The 18,608-nt window shown below is 50.1% G+C and carries 15 protein-coding genes; 11 read left to right on the plus strand and 4 right to left on the minus strand.

What is annotated here, in order from left to right:
• The coding region (locus tag H581_RS33650) for a WIAG-tail domain (RefSeq protein ID WP_036718441.1) at positions 1-497 on the plus strand (497 nt) is incomplete at its 5' end.
• A 65-nt stretch (positions 498-562) separates the two neighbouring features.
• Here H581_RS33650 and H581_RS0110335 read toward each other — a convergent pair.
• Positions 563-1,570 carry a ketoacyl-ACP synthase III gene (locus H581_RS0110335; RefSeq protein ID WP_245600009.1) on the minus strand — a complete coding sequence of 336 codons (1,008 nt, stop codon included), beginning with the start codon at positions 1,568-1,570 and terminating at the stop codon, positions 563-565.
• A 676-nt stretch (positions 1,571-2,246) separates the two neighbouring features.
• The gene (locus H581_RS0110340; protein WP_028609920.1) at positions 2,247-3,098 is read right to left on the minus strand and encodes a LysR family transcriptional regulator; all 852 of its coding nucleotides are present in this window, start codon (positions 3,096-3,098) and stop codon (positions 2,247-2,249) included.
• A gap of 539 nt (positions 3,099-3,637) precedes the next feature.
• On the opposite strand from H581_RS0110340, the gene H581_RS33655 reads away from it, so the two are divergent.
• The 6 genes from H581_RS33655 to H581_RS33660 all read left to right on the plus strand — a co-directional run bounded on the left by H581_RS33655 (position 3,638) and on the right by H581_RS33660 (position 12,050).
• Complete coding sequence (locus H581_RS33655) at positions 3,638-5,209, plus strand: MFS transporter (protein WP_051250646.1); 1,572 nt, start codon at positions 3,638-3,640, stop codon at positions 5,207-5,209.
• Positions 5,210-5,822: 613 nt separating this feature from the next.
• Positions 5,823-7,259 carry an L-fucose/L-arabinose isomerase family protein gene (locus H581_RS0110350; protein ID WP_028609921.1) on the plus strand — a complete coding sequence of 479 codons (1,437 nt, stop codon included), beginning with the start codon at positions 5,823-5,825 and terminating at the stop codon, positions 7,257-7,259.
• Positions 7,260-7,282: 23 nt separating this feature from the next.
• Entirely contained in the window at positions 7,283-8,131 is an 849-nt protein-coding gene (locus tag H581_RS0110355; RefSeq protein WP_028609922.1) for a transketolase, read from the plus strand.
• Entirely contained in the window at positions 8,131-9,069 is a 939-nt protein-coding gene (locus H581_RS0110360; protein WP_028609923.1) for a transketolase family protein, read from the plus strand. The genes H581_RS0110355 and H581_RS0110360 overlap by 1 nt, the downstream gene beginning before the upstream one ends.
• A gap of 10 nt (positions 9,070-9,079) precedes the next feature.
• Positions 9,080-10,594, plus strand: coding sequence for a glycerol kinase GlpK (gene glpK, locus H581_RS0110365; protein WP_028609924.1), 1,515 nt, complete (start codon positions 9,080-9,082; stop codon positions 10,592-10,594).
• 4 nt (positions 10,595-10,598) lie between these two features.
• Positions 10,599-12,050, plus strand: a complete 1,452-nt coding sequence (locus H581_RS33660; RefSeq protein ID WP_036718445.1) for a DUF5605 domain-containing protein — start codon at positions 10,599-10,601, stop codon at positions 12,048-12,050.
• Positions 12,051-12,166: 116 nt separating this feature from the next.
• Here the strand turns inward: H581_RS33660 and H581_RS0110375 are convergent, their stop codons facing one another.
• The gene (locus tag H581_RS0110375) at positions 12,167-13,198 is read right to left on the minus strand and encodes a LacI family DNA-binding transcriptional regulator (protein ID WP_028609925.1); all 1,032 of its coding nucleotides are present in this window, start codon (positions 13,196-13,198) and stop codon (positions 12,167-12,169) included.
• Between the two features lie 314 nt (positions 13,199-13,512).
• On the opposite strand from H581_RS0110375, the gene H581_RS0110380 reads away from it, so the two are divergent.
• On the plus strand, positions 13,513-14,406 hold the full coding sequence (locus H581_RS0110380) for a nucleoside hydrolase (protein ID WP_028609926.1): 894 nt from the start codon (positions 13,513-13,515) through the stop codon (positions 14,404-14,406).
• Between the two features lie 481 nt (positions 14,407-14,887).
• Entirely contained in the window at positions 14,888-15,124 is a 237-nt protein-coding gene (locus tag H581_RS38875; RefSeq protein WP_245600069.1) for a hypothetical protein, read from the plus strand.
• A gap of 98 nt (positions 15,125-15,222) precedes the next feature.
• Here H581_RS38875 and H581_RS39650 read toward each other — a convergent pair whose 3' ends face one another.
• On the minus strand, positions 15,223-15,348 hold the full coding sequence (locus H581_RS39650; protein ID WP_156889618.1) for an AraC family transcriptional regulator: 126 nt from the start codon (positions 15,346-15,348) through the stop codon (positions 15,223-15,225).
• Between the two features lie 354 nt (positions 15,349-15,702).
• Between H581_RS39650 and H581_RS0110390 the strand changes: the two genes are divergently transcribed.
• Entirely contained in the window at positions 15,703-16,716 is a 1,014-nt protein-coding gene (locus H581_RS0110390; protein ID WP_028609927.1) for a response regulator transcription factor, read from the plus strand.
• 2 nt (positions 16,717-16,718) lie between these two features.
• Positions 16,719-18,548, plus strand: a complete 1,830-nt coding sequence (locus H581_RS0110395) for a cache domain-containing sensor histidine kinase (protein WP_028609928.1) — start codon at positions 16,719-16,721, stop codon at positions 18,546-18,548.
• Positions 18,549-18,608 lie beyond the last annotated feature (60 nt).

The raw sequence follows: 18,608 nt of genomic DNA on the forward strand, positions 1-18,608 counted from the left end.
CGGACGGCAGCGTAACGAACGGTAAGCTTGCGGCGGGCAGCGTAGGGACGGAGCAGCTGATCAGCGGCAGCATAACAGCCGATAAGCTAGCACCCGGTTTGCTTACGGATTATTCAATTGGTTCGGCAGCTATTCAAGCGGAGCATATTGCCGACAGCTCGATAACAGCTCATCATATCCGGCAGCGGTCCATTGAATTATCGGCATTGCGGTTCTCGCCGGTCATTACGAGCTTGAATGAAAGTACCGTAAAGCAGCAGTTTGGTCTTGCACCATATAGCTTTACCTCGCAAGCCGAACAGCTGGAGCTTGACCTGTCCTTCCATGAGCCTTACGCGGACAGCAATTATGTACTGACGGTTACGACAGACAATCCGGCCTGTTATGCGGTAGTCCATTCGAAATCGGCCGATAAAGCGGTTATCGTTATTATCCGTACCAGGATCACGCTTGAGCCAAGCGGCAATTTAAACTGGATTGCCATAGGTCGGGCATAATCTTGTCATAAAGAGGATTTTGTACGCGTGCGCATCGCGACAGAATCCTCTTCTTCTTGTTATCCCTAAATCGACCAGCGAAGGACGACGCCGGATTGCGTTAATCCGCCTCCGAAGCCATAGAGAAGCAAGAGCTGTCCCGATGTTATTTTTCCGGCTTGAACGGCTTGATCAATGGCAAGCGGGATGGAAGCGGCGGATGTATTGCCGAATCGTTGAATGCTTGAGAGCGTCCGGGAAAGCGGGAAACCGGTTCTTTCGCAGAGCGATTCTATAATACGCATGTTGGCGCTGTGAGGGATGAACCAATCAATCTCATCGACCGATAATTGGCTCCGACCGATCAATTGATTGATCCCTTCGGATACGTGACTAACCGCCCATCGGTAGACCTCCCGGCCATTTTGGACAATGTATCCGTTCTCCAAGAGATCATGCCCGTCCAGCGAGGGAGACAAGCTGCTACGGTAGAGCAAATGCCCCCGGCTGCCATCTGTCTTGGCGTATACGGAAAGGATGTCGCCATTGCCGTCATCCGATGCTTCGATCAGGAATGCTCCTGCGCCGTCACCGAACAGGATGCAGGTGGTACGGTCGGTATAATCCGTAATTTTGGAAAGCGTCTCGGCGCCGATTACCAGAATTTTATGATAAGCGCCGGAGAGAAGCAAACCGTTAGCCAGTTGTATAGCCGATGCGAAACCGGCGCATGCAGCTTGTATGTCCGCCGCTCCGCAATCCGCAATTCCAAAATGCGCCTGTACTTGGGAGGAAACGCTCGGAAATACGGCATCAGGCGTTGAGGTTGCGGTAATTATATAGTCGACATCCGATACGTCTGCGCCGTAGCGCTCAACCATATTAAGGACAGCCTTGAAGCAGAGATGACTTGTGAATTGCATATCGCCGGCAATCCGGCGTTCTTTAATGCCAGTCCGCTGTATAATCCATTCATCGTTTGTATCCACCAGCTTCTCCAGGTCGGCATTCGTTAAAATTCGTTCAGGTACGTACGTCCCTATTGCAGTTATAACGGCGTTCGATTGCATGACGGAAGTCTTTGCTTCTTTCATGAGCTGTACACATCCCTTCATAATTAGTACTAAGTATTAGTAGTTGGTACTAATTTAACGGATCGTCATGCTTTTGTCAATGAAATGTGTGTGGCGTCATAATTATTGAGAAAGTTTGCAGGGCTTGGGATAGCAAATAATCAAATATATTTATAACTGTATAATTATACATATTGAGTAATAATTGCTAAGTATGGTGTACTAATGCACGCTTCGTGGTGTATGACTATCGCCGAAATGGCATACTTGGGTGCAAGAAATTAAACGAAACGTAAACTTGAGGTCACCTGGAAGCGGCTGTACGGATGGTAGGCAAGTGGGGAAGCAAGATCCTGAGAATTCGTTAAAAAATAGACTCAGCCGCTGCTGAAAAATAATTCAAACCCGGCTATCTGTAATCCGGCAATAACTGGCTATAGCGTCGTTAAGATGCCGGTTTCTTATTGTCTCTTTACCATGTGTTCCTCCGAATCGGCAACGAGCCCAAGCCATAGCACTTGTTTATGGTTCAGCTTACTGGAATTAGGCTTTGACGCGCGTTTTTGTAGGAATCGCCCGCGACGCCCACAAATGGCGGCATCTTTGTTGTAATCGGCGAAACGTGAATCGCATCATGGAAAGAGGACATAACTTATTTCTCAGAAATTCGTGTCTTGAAATTGGTGTGCATTACATTTTATAGGCCTTCCTCCTTAACTAGATCTGCAAAAGCTTTGTAAGCATAGCTCAAATATTTTTCTCTTCTTCTGATGAGACCTGTTTCAATATATTGATACGATTCGGGTATAGGGTATACATGTAAATCTTCATATGGGCCTTTTAAAACCGATTTAGGCAGAATGGTGGATGTCAACCCGGCTCTCACGCTGCTTAAAATCGTTTCTAATGAACTAATCTCAATAAAGTTCTTAAGTTCAACTCCTTCTTCCCTCAACCATTGCTCCAATTTCATTCTGAAGGGACAACCTCTTGGAGAGATCGCCCACTTTTGCTCTTTTAAAGCAGAGACATCTAATGTCCTGCCAGTTAATAATACAATTTCATCCGTGAATAAATAGTCGGTAACAAAATTTGTAATAGTCAGCTCACCTGTTACAAATGCAGCATCTAATTCAAAGTTCTTTACCTTCTCCATTAATTCAACAGGATTGCCTGTTTCTAGACTGAGAGATACTTGTTCATACTGCGATTGATAGGAAGCAATTAGGTTCATGAAATTACCGCACGTAACCGTTTCAACGACACCTATTTTTAAATATCCACTTGGTTCACCGTGGTCTTGAAGTATTTTGATCGACTCATCTGCCATTTGCAAAATTGAATCGACATACTTACGGAAAAGTGCGCCTTTTTCTGTGATCTGAACTCCTTTAGGTCTTCTATAAAAAAGAAGGACTCCTAATTCATCCTCTAGTTTACGTAACCTAGCAGTTACATTGGACTGAACATAATCTAATCGCTCTGCAGCTCCAGAAATGCTTCCTTCTTCAGCAATTGCTTGGAATATCTTAAGGTCGCTAAGTTCCAAGATTCACACCTCCATCATCAAAAGTGATACTAATATCATTATCAGTCATTATACTTGATAATAATATGCAATTATACTCAACTTAGATAATAAAGAGTGGAGGAGGAAAAATGGCTTATCTTTTACAAGCATGAACGGCTTTTTAAGAGTAATTGGAGCTGTCTGTTACCTCTCGCGTAAAATGTACGGTATTATACGCCGCGCTGCCGGTCCATATCGGCGAGTACACGACCGACGTCGGTTTTATTCAATCACCTGCAGATTCCGGGCGATAGCCTCGAGAAGAATCTGTCCAGATTTGGTTCAAGCACGCGGAATTCCCTGCTCGCGGCCAAAGATCCGGCTAAGCGCGTTTTCGGAAACAATGGCCTCTCCGTTCGGCTTTTGGTCATGTGGTGCCGAATATAGGAGGTCGTTCCACCTTGCTCATGCCGCTCAAATGGAACTGCAAGCCAATTGGCTGGGGTCGGTGGTATGCCATTAAAGAAGGAAGCTTGTGTAATTTATTTAAGCATTGAAGATCAGAAGGAGTGATTCTCTTGGCAAATCCATGTATCACTGAAGGGCCAGCGCGGCGAACACTTCGCTCCGGTAGGCTTGCCGGCCCACGCGAATGGGCCGGGCTCGCGCTTCTCTCCCTACCAACTATCCTACTCGGGCTCGACCTGACGCTGATGCATCTGGCATTGCCGGCGCTAGCAATCGATCTGCGGCCGACGAACGCGCAGGCCTTATGGATCGTGGACGCCTATGGCTTCATGATCGCCGGCTTCCTCATCACGATGGGAACGCTTGGTGATCGCATGGGGCGGCGCAAGCTGCTGATGGTCGGGGCGGCTGTCTTTGGAATTGCTTCTGTACTCGCGGCCTATTCGAACAGCGCCTCCACGCTTATAGCAACACGAGCGGCGCTTGGTGTGGCGGGGGCGACACTGATGCCATCGACGCTGGCACTTATCAGCAACATGTTTGTCAACCGTCACCAACGTGCACTGGCGATTGGGGTGTGGGCGACCATGTTCGCGCTCGGCATGGCGGCTGGCCCGGTCGTAGGCGGTGTATTGCTTGAGCATTACTGGTGGGGCGCGGCCTTTCTTGTCGCGGTGCCGGTGGTTGGGCTCCTGCTTGTAGCCGCACCATTTCTCCTACCGGAATACCGGGCACCACAGGACGGCCGGTTGGATATCCTGAGTGTCACCCTTTCGCTCCTAGCCCTGCTGCCCATCATCTACGGCATCAAGCAAATCTCCAATAATGGGTTCAGTACCGGAACGGCGCTTGCGATTGCTGGTGGATTCGCCTTCGTGATCTTGTTCATTCGGCGACAGCGCCGACTAGATAGTCCTCTCATCGACCTGGATCTTTTCACTAACAAGGTGTTCAGCGTCGCATTGGTCGTACTCCTTGTGGGCCTCATCGGCGTCGGCGGAACGATGCTGCTGGTCACTCAGTACCTACAACTGGTCGCCAGCCTACCGCCGCTGATAGCGGGGCTTTGGATGGGGCCACCGGCGCTCGCTATGCTGGCCGCTGGCGTCGCGGCACCGCTGGCATCGCGGCGTATCCGACCCGGCTATGTGATCGCGGGGGCGCTAGGACTGTCGTTCATCGGCTATTTGATGCTCACGCGCCTCGAAAACGAGCCATCTGGCATTGCTCTGGTCACCGCCGCGTTTTCACTCGTCTATCTCGGCCTTGGGACGATCGCTGCGCTAGGCACGGACCTGGTGGTAGGCGCGGCGCCAGCGGAGAAGGCAGGATCAGCCTCGGCCATTTCCGAGACTGTGCAGGAACTCGGCCTGGCGGTTGGCATTGCCACGCTGGGCAGCCTCACGACTGCCGTCTATCGCAGCCGGATGCTCGACCGGATACCCGATACGCTGGCTCAGGGCGTCCACAAGGTCGTCGGAGACAGCCTCGCGGGGGCATCCTCGGTGGCGCAAGAACTGCCTCCCGGCTTGCTTGATGAGGCGCAGGCAGCCTTCACGGCGGGAATCAATGCAGCAGCGGCAACGATTGCAGTCAGCATCGCGGTTCTTTCCATACTCGCGGCCGTCATCTTACGCCATATTGGAACTGACGGCGGTAATGCCGACGGCGAAAGCGGTTGAATCCGATGGTGTTGCATAATTATACAGCGGCTTTGGAGAATACTATCAGAAATTATGATCAAAAAGGAGATAAGGTTCGATTTGCGTTATATTCGTTATCAGAAATTGTGAAATTGCCTCTTGATAATCAAGCTTTTTCACTTTCATTTTCTCAGTATTTCTGACGCCATCCAAAATGTGTATGTGTCGGAATTAGGGATAATCTTTTCATCATTAGTGAGAGAGATTTTTCAATATTCATGAGAAATTGCATAAATATACGTCGATTTGTATGAAATGGGTAGGTTTGCTGTTCTTTCTAGTAAGTAAAAAACTCTCCCTGATGAGCTCCCTTTGAGTAGACAGGCTAAAATAAACCTGTTGCTTAAACGGGAGCATCCTTTGTCCTCATACCTTCAAAAAAAGCAGCCCACTTAAACTCTACCGCAGTACATATAGACAGAATATAAACATCAGTTAAACCATTACTTAAATAAGATAAAAAAATTACTAAAAATAACTAAACTAATGATTGACGTTACTGAAAAGCAATGTTAATCTTATGATCAGAGGGAAGAAGGATTTTTTTAGTTCGAAAATTTTAGTTAAACTTTAGTTGCGGAGGTTTATGCATGTGAAGAAATTTAAGCTGGGGTACGCTCCAACCCGAAGATTCGTATTCAGCGCGGAGGATGCACTTCGGTATAAGGCGGCGATCCGACAAAAGATGGAGAGCTTCGGCTTGGACATCGATATCGCAGATCTGGAAGGTTTGAATTCCGAAGGTCTGCTTTACGACGACCATATGAATGCGGAACTGATCGCCGCTCACCTGAAGAAGGAAGAGATTGATGCCGTCTTCTTCCCACACTGCAACTTCGGTACGGAGGACACCGTGGCGCGGGTCGGCAAAGCGCTTGGGAAGCCTGTACTCCTATGGGGACCAAGGGATGAAGCTCCGCTCGAGGACGGGATGAGGCTTCGGGATACCCAATGCGGCCTGTTCGCAACAGGGAAGGTGCTGCGCCGCTTCAACGTTCCGTTCACTTACATTACGAACAGCCGAGTCGACGATCCGGTGTTTGAACGCGGGTTTACGAACTTTGTCGCGGCAGCGAACGTGGTTCGCAAATTCCGAAGCCTGCGTATTCTGCAGATCGGCCCGCGTCCGCATTCGTTCTGGTCGATGATGTGCAATGAAGGTGAACTACTCGAGCGGTTCGGCATCGAACTCCATCCGATTACGCTGATAGATATTCAGAACGCTTCGAAACGAATCGAGAAGGGAAACAGCCCGGAATTAGCCGCCGCGATCGATTATATTAAGGCAAAACTCGATTGGTCCAAGGTGACGGAGGATGATGTCAGACGGATCGCCGCGCTGAAAGTCGCGATGCGGCAGTACGCGGATCGCTCGGGCAGCTCCGCGATTGCAATCCAATGCTGGTCGTCGCTGCAGGATGCCATGGGTATCATGCCGTGCCTCGCGAATGCGATTCTGACCGACGAGCAGATTCCGGTTACGTGCGAAACCGATATTCACGGCGCGATTACGTCCATCATGGTTCAGGCTGCAACAATGAATACAGCTCCAACCTTCTTTGCGGATTTAACCATTCGCCATCCGGAAAATCCGAACGGCGAGTTGTTGTTCCATTGCGGGAACTTCCCCGTTTCCCTTTCGGTGGAGGACAAACCGAAGCTGCGCAAACATTTTTTATTCGATGCTCATGCGCCTGGCACCCATGAAGGCGAAATCAAAGGCAGCGAGCAGATGACGATCGCCCGATTCGACGGAGACCACGGGGAGTATCGATTGTTCCTTGGCAAGGCGCGCGGTATTCAGGGACCTTATACTCGGGGCTCTTACGTGTGGGTTGAGGTGAACGATTGGCCGCTGTGGGAAGAAACGCTGGTGAAAGGACCGTACGTCCATCATGCGGTAGGCATTCATGCGAACGCGATTCCGGCATTATACGAAGCATGCAATTATATTCCGGGTTTGACGCCGGATCCGGTTGATCCATCCGAGAAAGAAATTCAAGCATGGCTCCGGGGCGCAGGACTCTGAGAAGAGGGAAAGGAGGCAACGAATTGGATGTTTTGGAGCTAAGGAAAAAGGCGATTCAAATTCGTAAGGATTTACTAATTATGATTCATGGGGCAAAAACCGGACATACCGGCGGCAGCTTAAGCAACACAGACATCTTAACGGCGCTCTATTACGGTGTCATGAGGATCAATCCGTCGCAGCCCAAATGGGAGGATCGAGATCGCTTCATCGCAAGTAAAGGCCATTCGGTAGAATCCTTGTGGTGCATTCTCGCCGATCTCGGTTTTTTTCCGAAGGAAGAGCTCGCAACGTTCAGCCGTTTCGGTACGCGCCTCATCGGACATCCGAATAACAAGGTTCCGGGCATTGAAATGAATACGGGCGCGCTCGGTCACGGTCTCGCGATATCCGTGGGCATGGCTCTCGCGGCGAAACGCGATTCCAAGCCCTATCTAGTATACTGCCTCATGGGGGACGGCGAGCAGGCGGAGGGATCCGTCTGGGAGGCGGCGATGGCGGGGGCGCATTATAAGCTTGATAATTTAATTGGCATCGTGGATCGAAACCGGCTGCAGATCTCCGGGTCAACCGAAGAAGTGATGGGCCTGGAACCGCTGGAAGAGAAATGGGCCGCCTTCGGCTGGAACGTCGTGTCGATCGACGGCAACGACATGGAAGCGTTGAAGAATGCGTTCAGCAGCATTCCCGAAGTTCCGGGAAAACCAACGCTCATCATGGCGAACACGGTGAAAGGAAAAGGCGTATCCTTTGCGGAAAACGCACCTCACTGGCATCACCATGTACCGAATGACGAGGAGCTTGCGAAAGCATTGGAGGAGCTTGCGGCCGCATTGGAGCGTATCAACCAAAAGAATGAGGTGCAGCCCTAATGGCCAATGCGATTGCGAATAGACAGGTAATATGCGAGATACTGCTGCAATTGGCGCAGGATGATCGCGACATTATGGTGCTTGCAAGCGATTCGCGCGGTTCGGCGGCGATGGCCCCGTTCGCGAAAGCGTTCCCCGAACAATTCGTCGAGGTTGGCATTGCGGAGCAAAACATCGTGGGGATTTCCGCAGGACTTGCGCACAGCGGAAAAAAACCGTTCGTTACGTCTCCGGCTTGCTTCCTCAGCATGCGGAGCATCGAACAAATCAAAGTTGACGTCGCCTATTCGGGCACGAATGTGAAGCTCGTCGGAATCAGCGGCGGCGTCAGCTACGGCGCGCTAGGGATGTCGCATCACTCCGTTCAAGATATTGCGGTAACGCGCGCGATCCCCGGGCTCGCCGTTATCCTGCCTGCGGACCGTCACGAGACGAAACGGATGACACAAGCGCTGGTGGATTATGAGGGCGGGGTTTATGTTCGCATTGGACGGAACCCCGTGGAAGACGTCTACGAGTCTGACGATTACGAATTTGTGATCGGACGTGCGGTGACGATGCGTGAAGGAACCGATATCACGATTATCGCCGCAGGTGAGACGGTTCGGGTTGCGCTGGACGCTAACGAGCTGCTGCGGAAGGAAGGCGTGTCCTGCCGAGTCTTGAATATGCATACGATCAAGCCGCTTGACGAAGAGGGGATCCTTCGCGCTGCGAAGGAGACGGGAGGCATCATCACGGTCGAGGAGCACAGCATTCATGGGGGGCTTGGCGCGGCCGTAGCCGAGGTCGTCGTGCAGAAAGCTCCGGTGCCGATGAGAATTCTCGGCATTCCCGATGATCCGGCAATCGCGGGGAAAACCGCGGAAGTGTTCGCCCATTACGGCATCAGCGCCGACAACATCAAACGGACGGCATTCTCGATGCTTAAGAAATAGAGGGCGGATCATGACAAAATCATACCTATTGGCCGTTGATCAAAGCACTTCCGGAACTAAGGCGCTTGTCGTTGATCGAAGCGGGAACGTCATTGCGAAAAGCGCATTAGAGCACAAGCAGTATTACCCGGCGCCAGGCTATGTCGAGCACGACCCGATCGAAATCTACGACAATGTGAAGCAAGCGGCCCAACATGCACTGCGTCATGCGAGCATAGATCCGTCCAGTCTTGCGGCAATCACGATTACGAATCAACGGGAGACAGCGATGCTATGGGACCGGTTCACCGGGCAGCCGATTCACCGTGCGCTCGTATGGCAGTGCCAACGTACGGCGGATATGTGCGGCGCCTTGAAAGCGTCAGGGATGGAAACCGTCGTGTACGAGAAAACAGGACTGATGCTGGATCCTTACTTTTCTGCGACCAAGTGGAAGTGGCTGCTGGAATATGTCGAAGGAGCATCGGCGCTGCACCGCCAGGGAAGGCTGCTGGCGGGCACGATCGACAGCTGGCTGCTCTGGAAGCTAACGGGCGGTGCGGCGCATGCGACAGACGTGACGAATGCTAGCCGGACTTCCCTTTACAACATTCATGAGCTGCAGTGGGACGAAGAGTTGTGCATTCAGTTCGGCGTCCCGATCGGTATCCTTCCCGAGGTAAAGCATTCGGACGCGGTTTTCGGTTATACGGCGGACCCGTCGCTCTTTACGGAAGCCGTACCGATTGCCGGCGTTATCGGGGATTCGCAGGCTGCGCTTTTCGGGCACTTATGCTTAGAGCCGGGGACGGCGAAGGCGACCTACGGGACTGGAACCTCGATACTCATGAATACCGGAGCTCGCCCCGTCGCTACCGGCCATGGTCTAGTGACCGCGATCGCCTGGGGAATGGGGGGGCAGGTCACCTACGCGTTGGAGGCCGTCATCCGCATGACCGGCGACACCATCAAGTGGGTGAGGGACAGTCTCGGACTATTCCAGACTTTGGATGAAATGGAAGCGCTTCTAGCTCGGGCGAATGACAACGAAGGCGTTTATTTGGTTCCCGCCTTTGTCGGACTCGGGGCGCCCCATTGGAACGCCTACGCTAGAGCGTCTATCGTCGGGATGAATAGAGGAACGGAGAAGGCGCACATCGTACGCGCGGCTTTGGAAAGCATCGCGTACCAGGTTCGGGATGCGGCAGAGCTGTTGCAGCGCGAATCGGGAATCCCGTTGCGAGAGCTTCGCGCGGACGGGGGGGCTGCGAGTAACGAATTCCTTATGCAGTTTCAGGCGGATATGCTCGGCCGCTCAATTATTCGCTCCGATCTTGCCGAGCTCTCCGCTATGGGCTCCATATTATTAGGAGGGCTTGCCGTCGGGTTTTGGTTTTCAACCGACGATGTCATACAATTGCAAAAGGCTTACAAAATCTACGGTCCTGCCATGGCTGAGGAAGAACGCGCTCGCCTTTATCAAGGTTGGGAGCGAGCGGTGGAATCCGTCTTATACCAATGCCGACCGTCAGCGAGAGGAGTTTAATAATATGAGTAATGTAGAAAAATGGGGTATTTACGAAATTACGCTTCACGGCCCCGAGCGGGGCAATCCTTTCACGGATGTTATGCTAGGCGCTGTATTCCGTATGAAAGACCAGGTTGTTCGGACGTCAGGATTCTATGATGGCGACGGCATCTATCGGGTCCGGTTCATGCCTCACATTCTAGGCGATTGGACGTTCCGGACATTCAGCAGCGAGCCGTCAATGGACGGTAACGAAGGATCGTTCCGATGCATTGAACCTTCGGGCGGCAATCACGGTCCGGTTCGCGTCAGGAATACGTACCATTTTGCTTACGAAGACGGATCTCCCTATCTTCCCGTCGGTACGACCTGTTACGTCTGGACGCACCAGGGCGACGAGCTGGAAGAGCAAACCTTGAGCACACTGAAGACGTCTCCCTTCAACAAGATGCGGATGTGCGTTTTCCCGAAATCATATACGTTCAATCATAATGAGCCGCCGCGGTACCCATTCGAAGGTTCCCCGGAAGAAGGCTGGGATGATACCCGGTTTAACCCGGATTTCTTTCGCCACTTGGAAAAGCGGATCGCCGACCTAGGCAAGTTGGACATCGAGGCCGATCTGATCCTGTTCCATCCTTACGACCGGTGGGGGTTCTCGAAGATGAGCCGCGACGCAGACGACCGTTACCTTCGGTATATCGTCGCAAGGCTGTCCGCCTTTCGCAACGTGTGGTGGTCGCTTGCAAATGAATACGATTTGATGCATGCCAAAGAGAAGGCCGACTGGGAACGGTTTGCGACCATCGTCACGGAGAACGATCCGGTCGGCCACTTAATCTCCATTCATAACTGTTTACGTTTCTACGATTACTCCAAGCCGTGGATTACGCATTGCAGCGTCCAACGCATCGACGTCTATAAGACGTCCGAAATGACGAACGAGTGGCGTGAACGATGGAATAAACCGATCGTTATCGACGAGTGTGCGTACGAGGGAGACATCGATCACGGTTGGGGCAACATTACCGGAGAAGAAATGACCCGCCGGTTCTGGGAAGGCGCTGTCCGGGGCGGATATGTCGGTCACGGCGAAACGTACTGGAACCCGGAAGAAGTGCTGTGGTGGTCTAAAGGCGGGAAGCTCACGGGAACAAGTCCGGAACGGATCGCCTTCCTGCGCAAGATATTGGAAGAGAGCCCCGGTGGGGAACTCGATCCGCTGCCGTCCGATTGGGACCTGCCGAGTGCCGGCGTGGATGATGCTTACCATATTTATTATTTCGGCTTCAATCGACCTCGGTTCCGGACTTTCAACTTAAAGCAGGGAACTCGATACGAAGTAGAAATAATCGATACGTGGAACATGACCATTGAGAAGATGCCGGGCAGCTATGAAGGTTCGTTCCGGATCGACCTTCCGGGAAAGATATATATGGCGGTCAGGATGACGAAGGTCGACTATGAGGGATAAAAGGTTATTAGTGAACAAGGACTGAATAGGCAGGGCTGCCCGGAGGAACAACCGTTTGGCAGCCTCTGTCTGTTAAATGCCGGCTTAATCAGGTCATAAAAATGCCGCTGTATCGATCAGCGGCAGCTTGCGGATTTCCGTTTGACGAGTTGAGTGTCGACTTTGATCTTGTTCTTGACTTCCAAGCCGTCCTCAATGGATTCTACAAGAAGATCGACCGCGATCGCCGCCAAGCGTTCCTTCTCCACATGAATGGTGGTGAGCTCAGGCGAAATGATCACCGCTTCTGTAATGTTATCGAAACCCACGACCGATACGTCTTCCGGGACTCGGATGCCGAGCTCCGCCAAGGTCTTCATTGCGCTGATCGCAATGTAGTCGCACTCGCAGAACAGGGCGGAAGGCAAAGTGCGGCCATTCTCCAGATAACGGTTCAGCTGTGCCTTGAGTTCATCCTGCGACGACAGCATGGTCGGCGATACGGAGAAGAAGGCGTCCTGGGCGATACTCCGGTCGTTCTCGCTGAGCGCCTCAAGAAATCCCCGCTTGCGCTCCTCAAAATTAGGAATTCTTACATTAGAAGCAATGTAGCCGAAGCTGTCATGACCTAATTCGCAAAGATGGGTGCCCGCTTGATAAGCTCCCATAAAGTTGTTTATCCCTACAAAATGCAGCGGCAGCGTCTCGAAGTAAGTGTCGAGCACGACGAGCCGGGACCCTATCTTCTCGGCGATAGCTGAGACTTGCTCTGCCCCAAGGTTCGTCCCCAGCAAAATGGCTCCGTCGCTACGCTTCTCTTCTGTAGCGATACGAATATTTCGCTCAAAGTTTTCCATATCCACAGTAGAGAAGATCAGCGAATATCCGTGGGAGCGACATCGTTCCTCGATATATTGGATGAGCTCTCGGAAAAAGGGTTGTTGGTAATACTGCTCAAGCACAATCCCGGAATTGGCGAGCACGAGGAACGTAAGCGATTTATTCGGAGCCTCGGCGGCGGCTTTGGATTTGGGGGTATAGCCATACTGTTTGGCAATCGCCAAGATCCGTTCTCTCGTTTCTTGGCTGATGCCCGGCTTTCCGTTTAAAGCGAAGGAAACGGCCGATTTGGAAACTCCTGCTTCCTTTGCGATATATTCGATATTCATTTTCTCGTTCTCCGCTTCTTATTAATGATGTTTGGTTTAGTGAGTTTAGTTTACAACTAAATATAGGAACATGCAAGGTTAAACCATAAAAAATCCATAAACGGGCATGTATAAGTCACTAATTTTTTATTCAATGAGCCGATTATATTAATTAAAAAAGAACTAAATGTTGTATTGATGCTTAAAAATCCAAATGATACGATCATTTCAAAGAATTGTAAAGCTAAAAATTATTTAGTTGCGATTAGTAGTCCGAAAAAAAAGGAACGATCCGAAAGTAGAGTCCATCATTCGGTGAGGAAAGGGGATACCTAATGGAAATCCATATTCCAGACGAGAAGAAAGCAAGAGTCATCATCAATACCGATGCGAAGAACGAAGTGGATGATCAATTCGCCATCGTGCACGCCGTGCTGACGCCGTCGTTCGAGTTGCACGGGATCATTCCGGCACATTTCGGCGACCGTAAATCGGCAACAAGCTTAAAGGACAGTCATGATGAAACCATGCTTGTGTTAAGACTGATGGGGATGGAAGATAAATTCCAGGTTGAAGACGGCGCGGAACATGCCATGCCGGATGAAGCAACGCCGGTTGATTCCCGAGGTGCCCGCCTGATCATCGAAGAGGCTATGAAAGAGGACGATAGACCGCTATATGTCGCATTTTACGGTCCCTTAACGGATATGGCCTCTGCGCTATTGCTGGAACCGCGGATTGCGGAACGGAACATCAAAGTGATTTGGATCGGCGGCGGCGATTGGCCGTCCGGCGGTTGGGAGTATAATTTGGCCAACGATATCCATTCGGCGAACGTCGTGTTCAAATCGAAGCTCGAGGTGTGGCAAATCTCCCGCCCGGTGTACCGCCAGATGCCGGTCGGCTTCGCGGAGCTGGTCGAGCGGGTGTATCCGTACGGGGACATTGGCAAGTATCTCGTGGATCAATTGATCGAGTTCAATAACGCAAGTGTTCAAAGACCGACGGAGTACCGCGTGCTGGGCGATTCGCCGGCTGTAGGCGTCATTTTACATCCGGATTGCGGGAAGTGGTCTTGGCAGCACGCGCCGGAATTCGACGAACAGATGAAGTATATCCACAACGGAAAACACCGCCCGATTCGTGTATACGAAACGATAGATCCACGCTTTATTATGGAAGATTTCTACGCAAAGTTGGCTCAGTTTCATAGGAAGTCGGGACGGTAAATTCATATTTCGATTAGGCGCTACGATGGTTTTGCAATCCGCCATATTTGCCAGCCGCCGATATCCCATGTGAACCCTTGCGGTACTTGTGATCCAATTTCATTCGACTGTTTTTTTAAAAAATAATGTAACTTTCTGAATTGATTGGGACTCGATAGAAGCGTATTGCACAATGTCTGTAAGAAGCGAGTATACGATGCTGGAGTATTTGATGCTATTTAAAGTATAGTCCGATTCGTCGGTGTCCAATACGCTTCGAATTTTAGAAAGATGGACTATTCTTTGCAGGATGAGGGAGCTATCTGCCGTATATACCGGGAACCGTAACGGCAAGAGGCTTCATTAAAGGCGAAGAGGTATGCCGTTATACGTTAAAAACAGTAGGACCAGCCGTCAGCCTTGACTTTGATTGTAAAGAAATCAATCTGAAGCCAATGAGGCTTTTGAGTTATTCACCGTTCGGGCAAAAGACCGGGAGGGCATACCTGTATTCCGCGAAAGCGCAAAGGTCGTCTTCAGCGTGACTGGTCCGGCTGAACTCGTTGCCGTTGATAATGGAGATCTCACTTCAAGCGAACCATACGACAATCATGCGATGCATATGTATCATGGAAGTGTCAGCACGGTTATTCGGCTTACAGGTGAACAAGGGAGAGTAGAATTATTTTCGGTTTCTGAAGGAATGGATACTGCCAGGCTGGTTATGAATGTGATATAGAGTAAGACACGACGGAAACGAACAAGAAGTATCGCTTGGCTAATGTTATTCGAAATCAATCAAAGGCATACAACCCTGCCCGGGTGTATGCCTTTGATTTATGTTTGCTGCTGCGCCAGAGCATGTTGCCGGAATTCGCGAGGCGCTAGACCGGTAATCTGCCGGAAAATACGGCTAAAGTAATAAGGATCCGATAACCTGACGGATACCCAATATATCGGCATGACGCAAGAGGGCGCAAGCTCTCCTTTTACTTTTTCTTGGTCTACCCTCACATTAATACCATTATGTTGAACAATTGAAAGACTTGTTTTTCTTAAAGGGTACAAGCATAATTTTAGAAAAAGGAAATGTCACATGAAACGATTTCATTTTAAAAAACTTCCCATCTTGCCCGAAAGTTTGAAATGTCTAACCAGGTAAGAGCTTATTTGTCCGATATGATGAGGATGAAATGAACTCGCAGCCATTTCCGGGAGCTTCCGCGAAATAACTTGCCCTATTGTAGCCCTCATCATCATTTCGGACGGGGGCTCCTTATGTTTCGATTATTAGAAAATGATGCGGGAGGTTACAAAATGCTTAAAGTTTTGGTAGCGGAAGACGAGCCTTGGATCAGAGCGGCCATTGTAGAGATGGTAGAGGGTTTCGGCCATGATATTAAAGTCGTAGGCGACGCAACGAACGGCATAGAAGCATGGCACATGATTCAGCAATTGTGGCCGACAGTATTGATAACGGATATTATGATGCCGGTGATGGACGGTCTGGAGCTGGTGCGGAATATCTCAGAGAATAAGATCCCGATGGCGGTCATTATCATCAGCGGATATGAAAATTTTCAATACGCGCAACAAGCAATCAGTTACGGGGTCAATAAATATCTGCTTAAGCCTGTAAAACGGGAAGAACTTAAAGACGCTATGTTCGAAGTGATGGGGAAATTGACGGAAATTGAGAAAATGAACCATTATTTGATTAATATCCAGACGTTTTTCGATACGATCAACGATATCGACCCTGCAGGGGGCATGAAACGCCTGTATCAGCTTGTTGACAATATTCGCACGATCAAACATGTAAACTACGGCGCTTATTTGAGCTTGCTCCGGATTGTGGAATCAAAGATCAGCTCCCTGCTCAACAGCATCGAAGCGAAGCATTCCTTGATGTCTCACTTTAGCGGGGTTCCGGATCAGGAAATTCGGCAGCATCTGGGCAAATTGGCGGAATCCTGGTTTCTTCACCCGGAACGCAATAAAAAGGAATTCAAACAAATCATTAAATCGGCATGCGATTTCATTCATGAGCATTACCAGGACGATCTTACACTGACACAAATGGCGGAGTATACGGGTTTAAGCATCTCCCATTTCGGTTCGCTGTTTAAGAGGTATACCGGAGAGTCGCTCATTGCTTATATTAACCAGGTACGGGTTGAGAAGGCGAAGGAATGGCTTCGGAGCTCTGACGATAAGATTTACTTGATTGCCGAGAAGGTCGGCTTTTCAAGCCAGCATTATTTTATACGGGTGTTCAAAAATGTGACGGGGATGTCCCCGAATGAGTATCGAAAGGGTATGGGGATGTGAAAATGAAGCAGCTGTTCCAACGTTTGTCCTTAAGGCAGAAAATCGTCGCCAGCTTTATCAGTATCGCATTGGTCGCTGTATTATCCATGAACTATATCTCTCACTTCTACTACAGCCGGGCGACGCAGCAGGATTTTTACAATATCGCCGAAACCACGACGGTAGGTCTAAATCATCAGTTGGAAATTTATATTCAACAGATTGCCAGATCCACCTACGCCATGAATGCGGGTGTGCTGCGCTATTCAAGCATACTGCAGCAGAACAATTCGAGCTTGATTCAGGATTGGCTCAGGGACGATTCGACGATGAGTATGGAGAATCGTTACATGATCAGAGAAATTCTCAACAAGTACATTGCGTTTAATTATCCCGAGATCGAGAACATCTATCTCATGTCGCAGGATCGGAGAGTTTTGCAGGCATCGGGCTCTTCCACGGATACCGAGCTGGCAAGACTTCCGTGGTACGAGCGGCCCCTGAATACAAAATTGGAAATATTCCCGACGTTCTACGAGGACGGTCGAACCATTCCGCTCATTGCTGTCGCCATTCCAATTTTTGACGTGAAAGACACAACCCTATCGGGCCGGCTTGTATTGCATATGAGATTGACCGAAATCGAGAACATGATTGGTAATATGCGGATAGGCGATACCGGTTACATCCTTATGGTATCCCCGGACGGAAGAATCGTATACCACCCCGGCGAGGATATGCTTGCTTCCCCAATCGAGGAAACCGAGCTTTCGTGGCTTACGCTTAGCAAGCCGAACTCCCTTCAGACATGGCAGGGCAATCAGTATCTGGTTTCCTACAGCATTTCCGAACTGACCGGTTGGAAGACGATTGCGTTGGTGCCTCTGGGGGAGATGGCCACCGGTCTGCAAATCGCGCAGATATCCGCCGTCGTCGTGATGGGTTTGCTCATTCTGCTTATTATGATATCGGTACCGTTCGCAGCAAATCGTATTACAAGACCGATGATTGAGCTGAAGAGAGCGATGGAAAAGCTGCAGACCGGCGATTTAACCGTACGAGCGCCCGTCACTCAAGGGGGCGATGAGATCCAGTTGCTTAGTTTGAGCTTCAATCGTATGGCCGGACGGCTCAGTGAGCTAGTAAATACGGTATACAAAATGGAGCTTAAAGAAGTCCAGACGCAGCTGCTTCAGAAGGAAGCGACGATTCAAGCGCTGCAAAATCAAATCAACCCGCACCTCTTGTACAACACACTCGATATCATCAAAAGTATCGCCTATCTGGAGGGGGTCCCCAAGATCGAAAAGATGGCGGAAAATTTGGCCTCATTTTACAGGTTTACGGCAAAGCTGGAGCAGTCGGAGATTAGTCTTGCAGAGGAATTGGATCAGCTGAAGCGGTACCTCGAGATTATCCACATTCGGTTTACCCGGCATTTTGAAAGCAAGGTTTATGTGGACGATAAATATTTGCACGCGCGCATTATCAAGCTTTCTATACAGCCGATCGTCGAGAATGCCGTGAAATATGCGGTTGAGCCCCGAAATGGGAAGGCCGCTGTGATGGTTAGCGCGTATCCCGAAGGAAATGACTTGATTATTGAAATTGCGGACAATGGGTCCGGAATCGATGCCGTAATTCTGCAAAATCTGAAAGAACGGCTTATGATGATCACCGAACAGCCAAATCATGGAGTGAAAGCGTCTGACTCACTCGGGCTTACGAACGTGCACAATCGGTTGGTACTTTATTACGGCAAAGACTACGGAGTCAATATCCATTCCTTCCCGAATCAGGGGACCGTCATTTCGGTAAAGATCCCGTTCATAAGAAAAGATAACATTTCGTGAGATTGTACAATTTTAGAGGGTTGAGAAGGATCTATAATTAACAATGTAAACAAAACAAAC

Source organism: Paenibacillus harenae DSM 16969, from assembly GCF_000422465.1.
GTDB lineage: Bacteria > Bacillota > Bacilli > Paenibacillales > Paenibacillaceae > Pristimantibacillus > Pristimantibacillus harenae.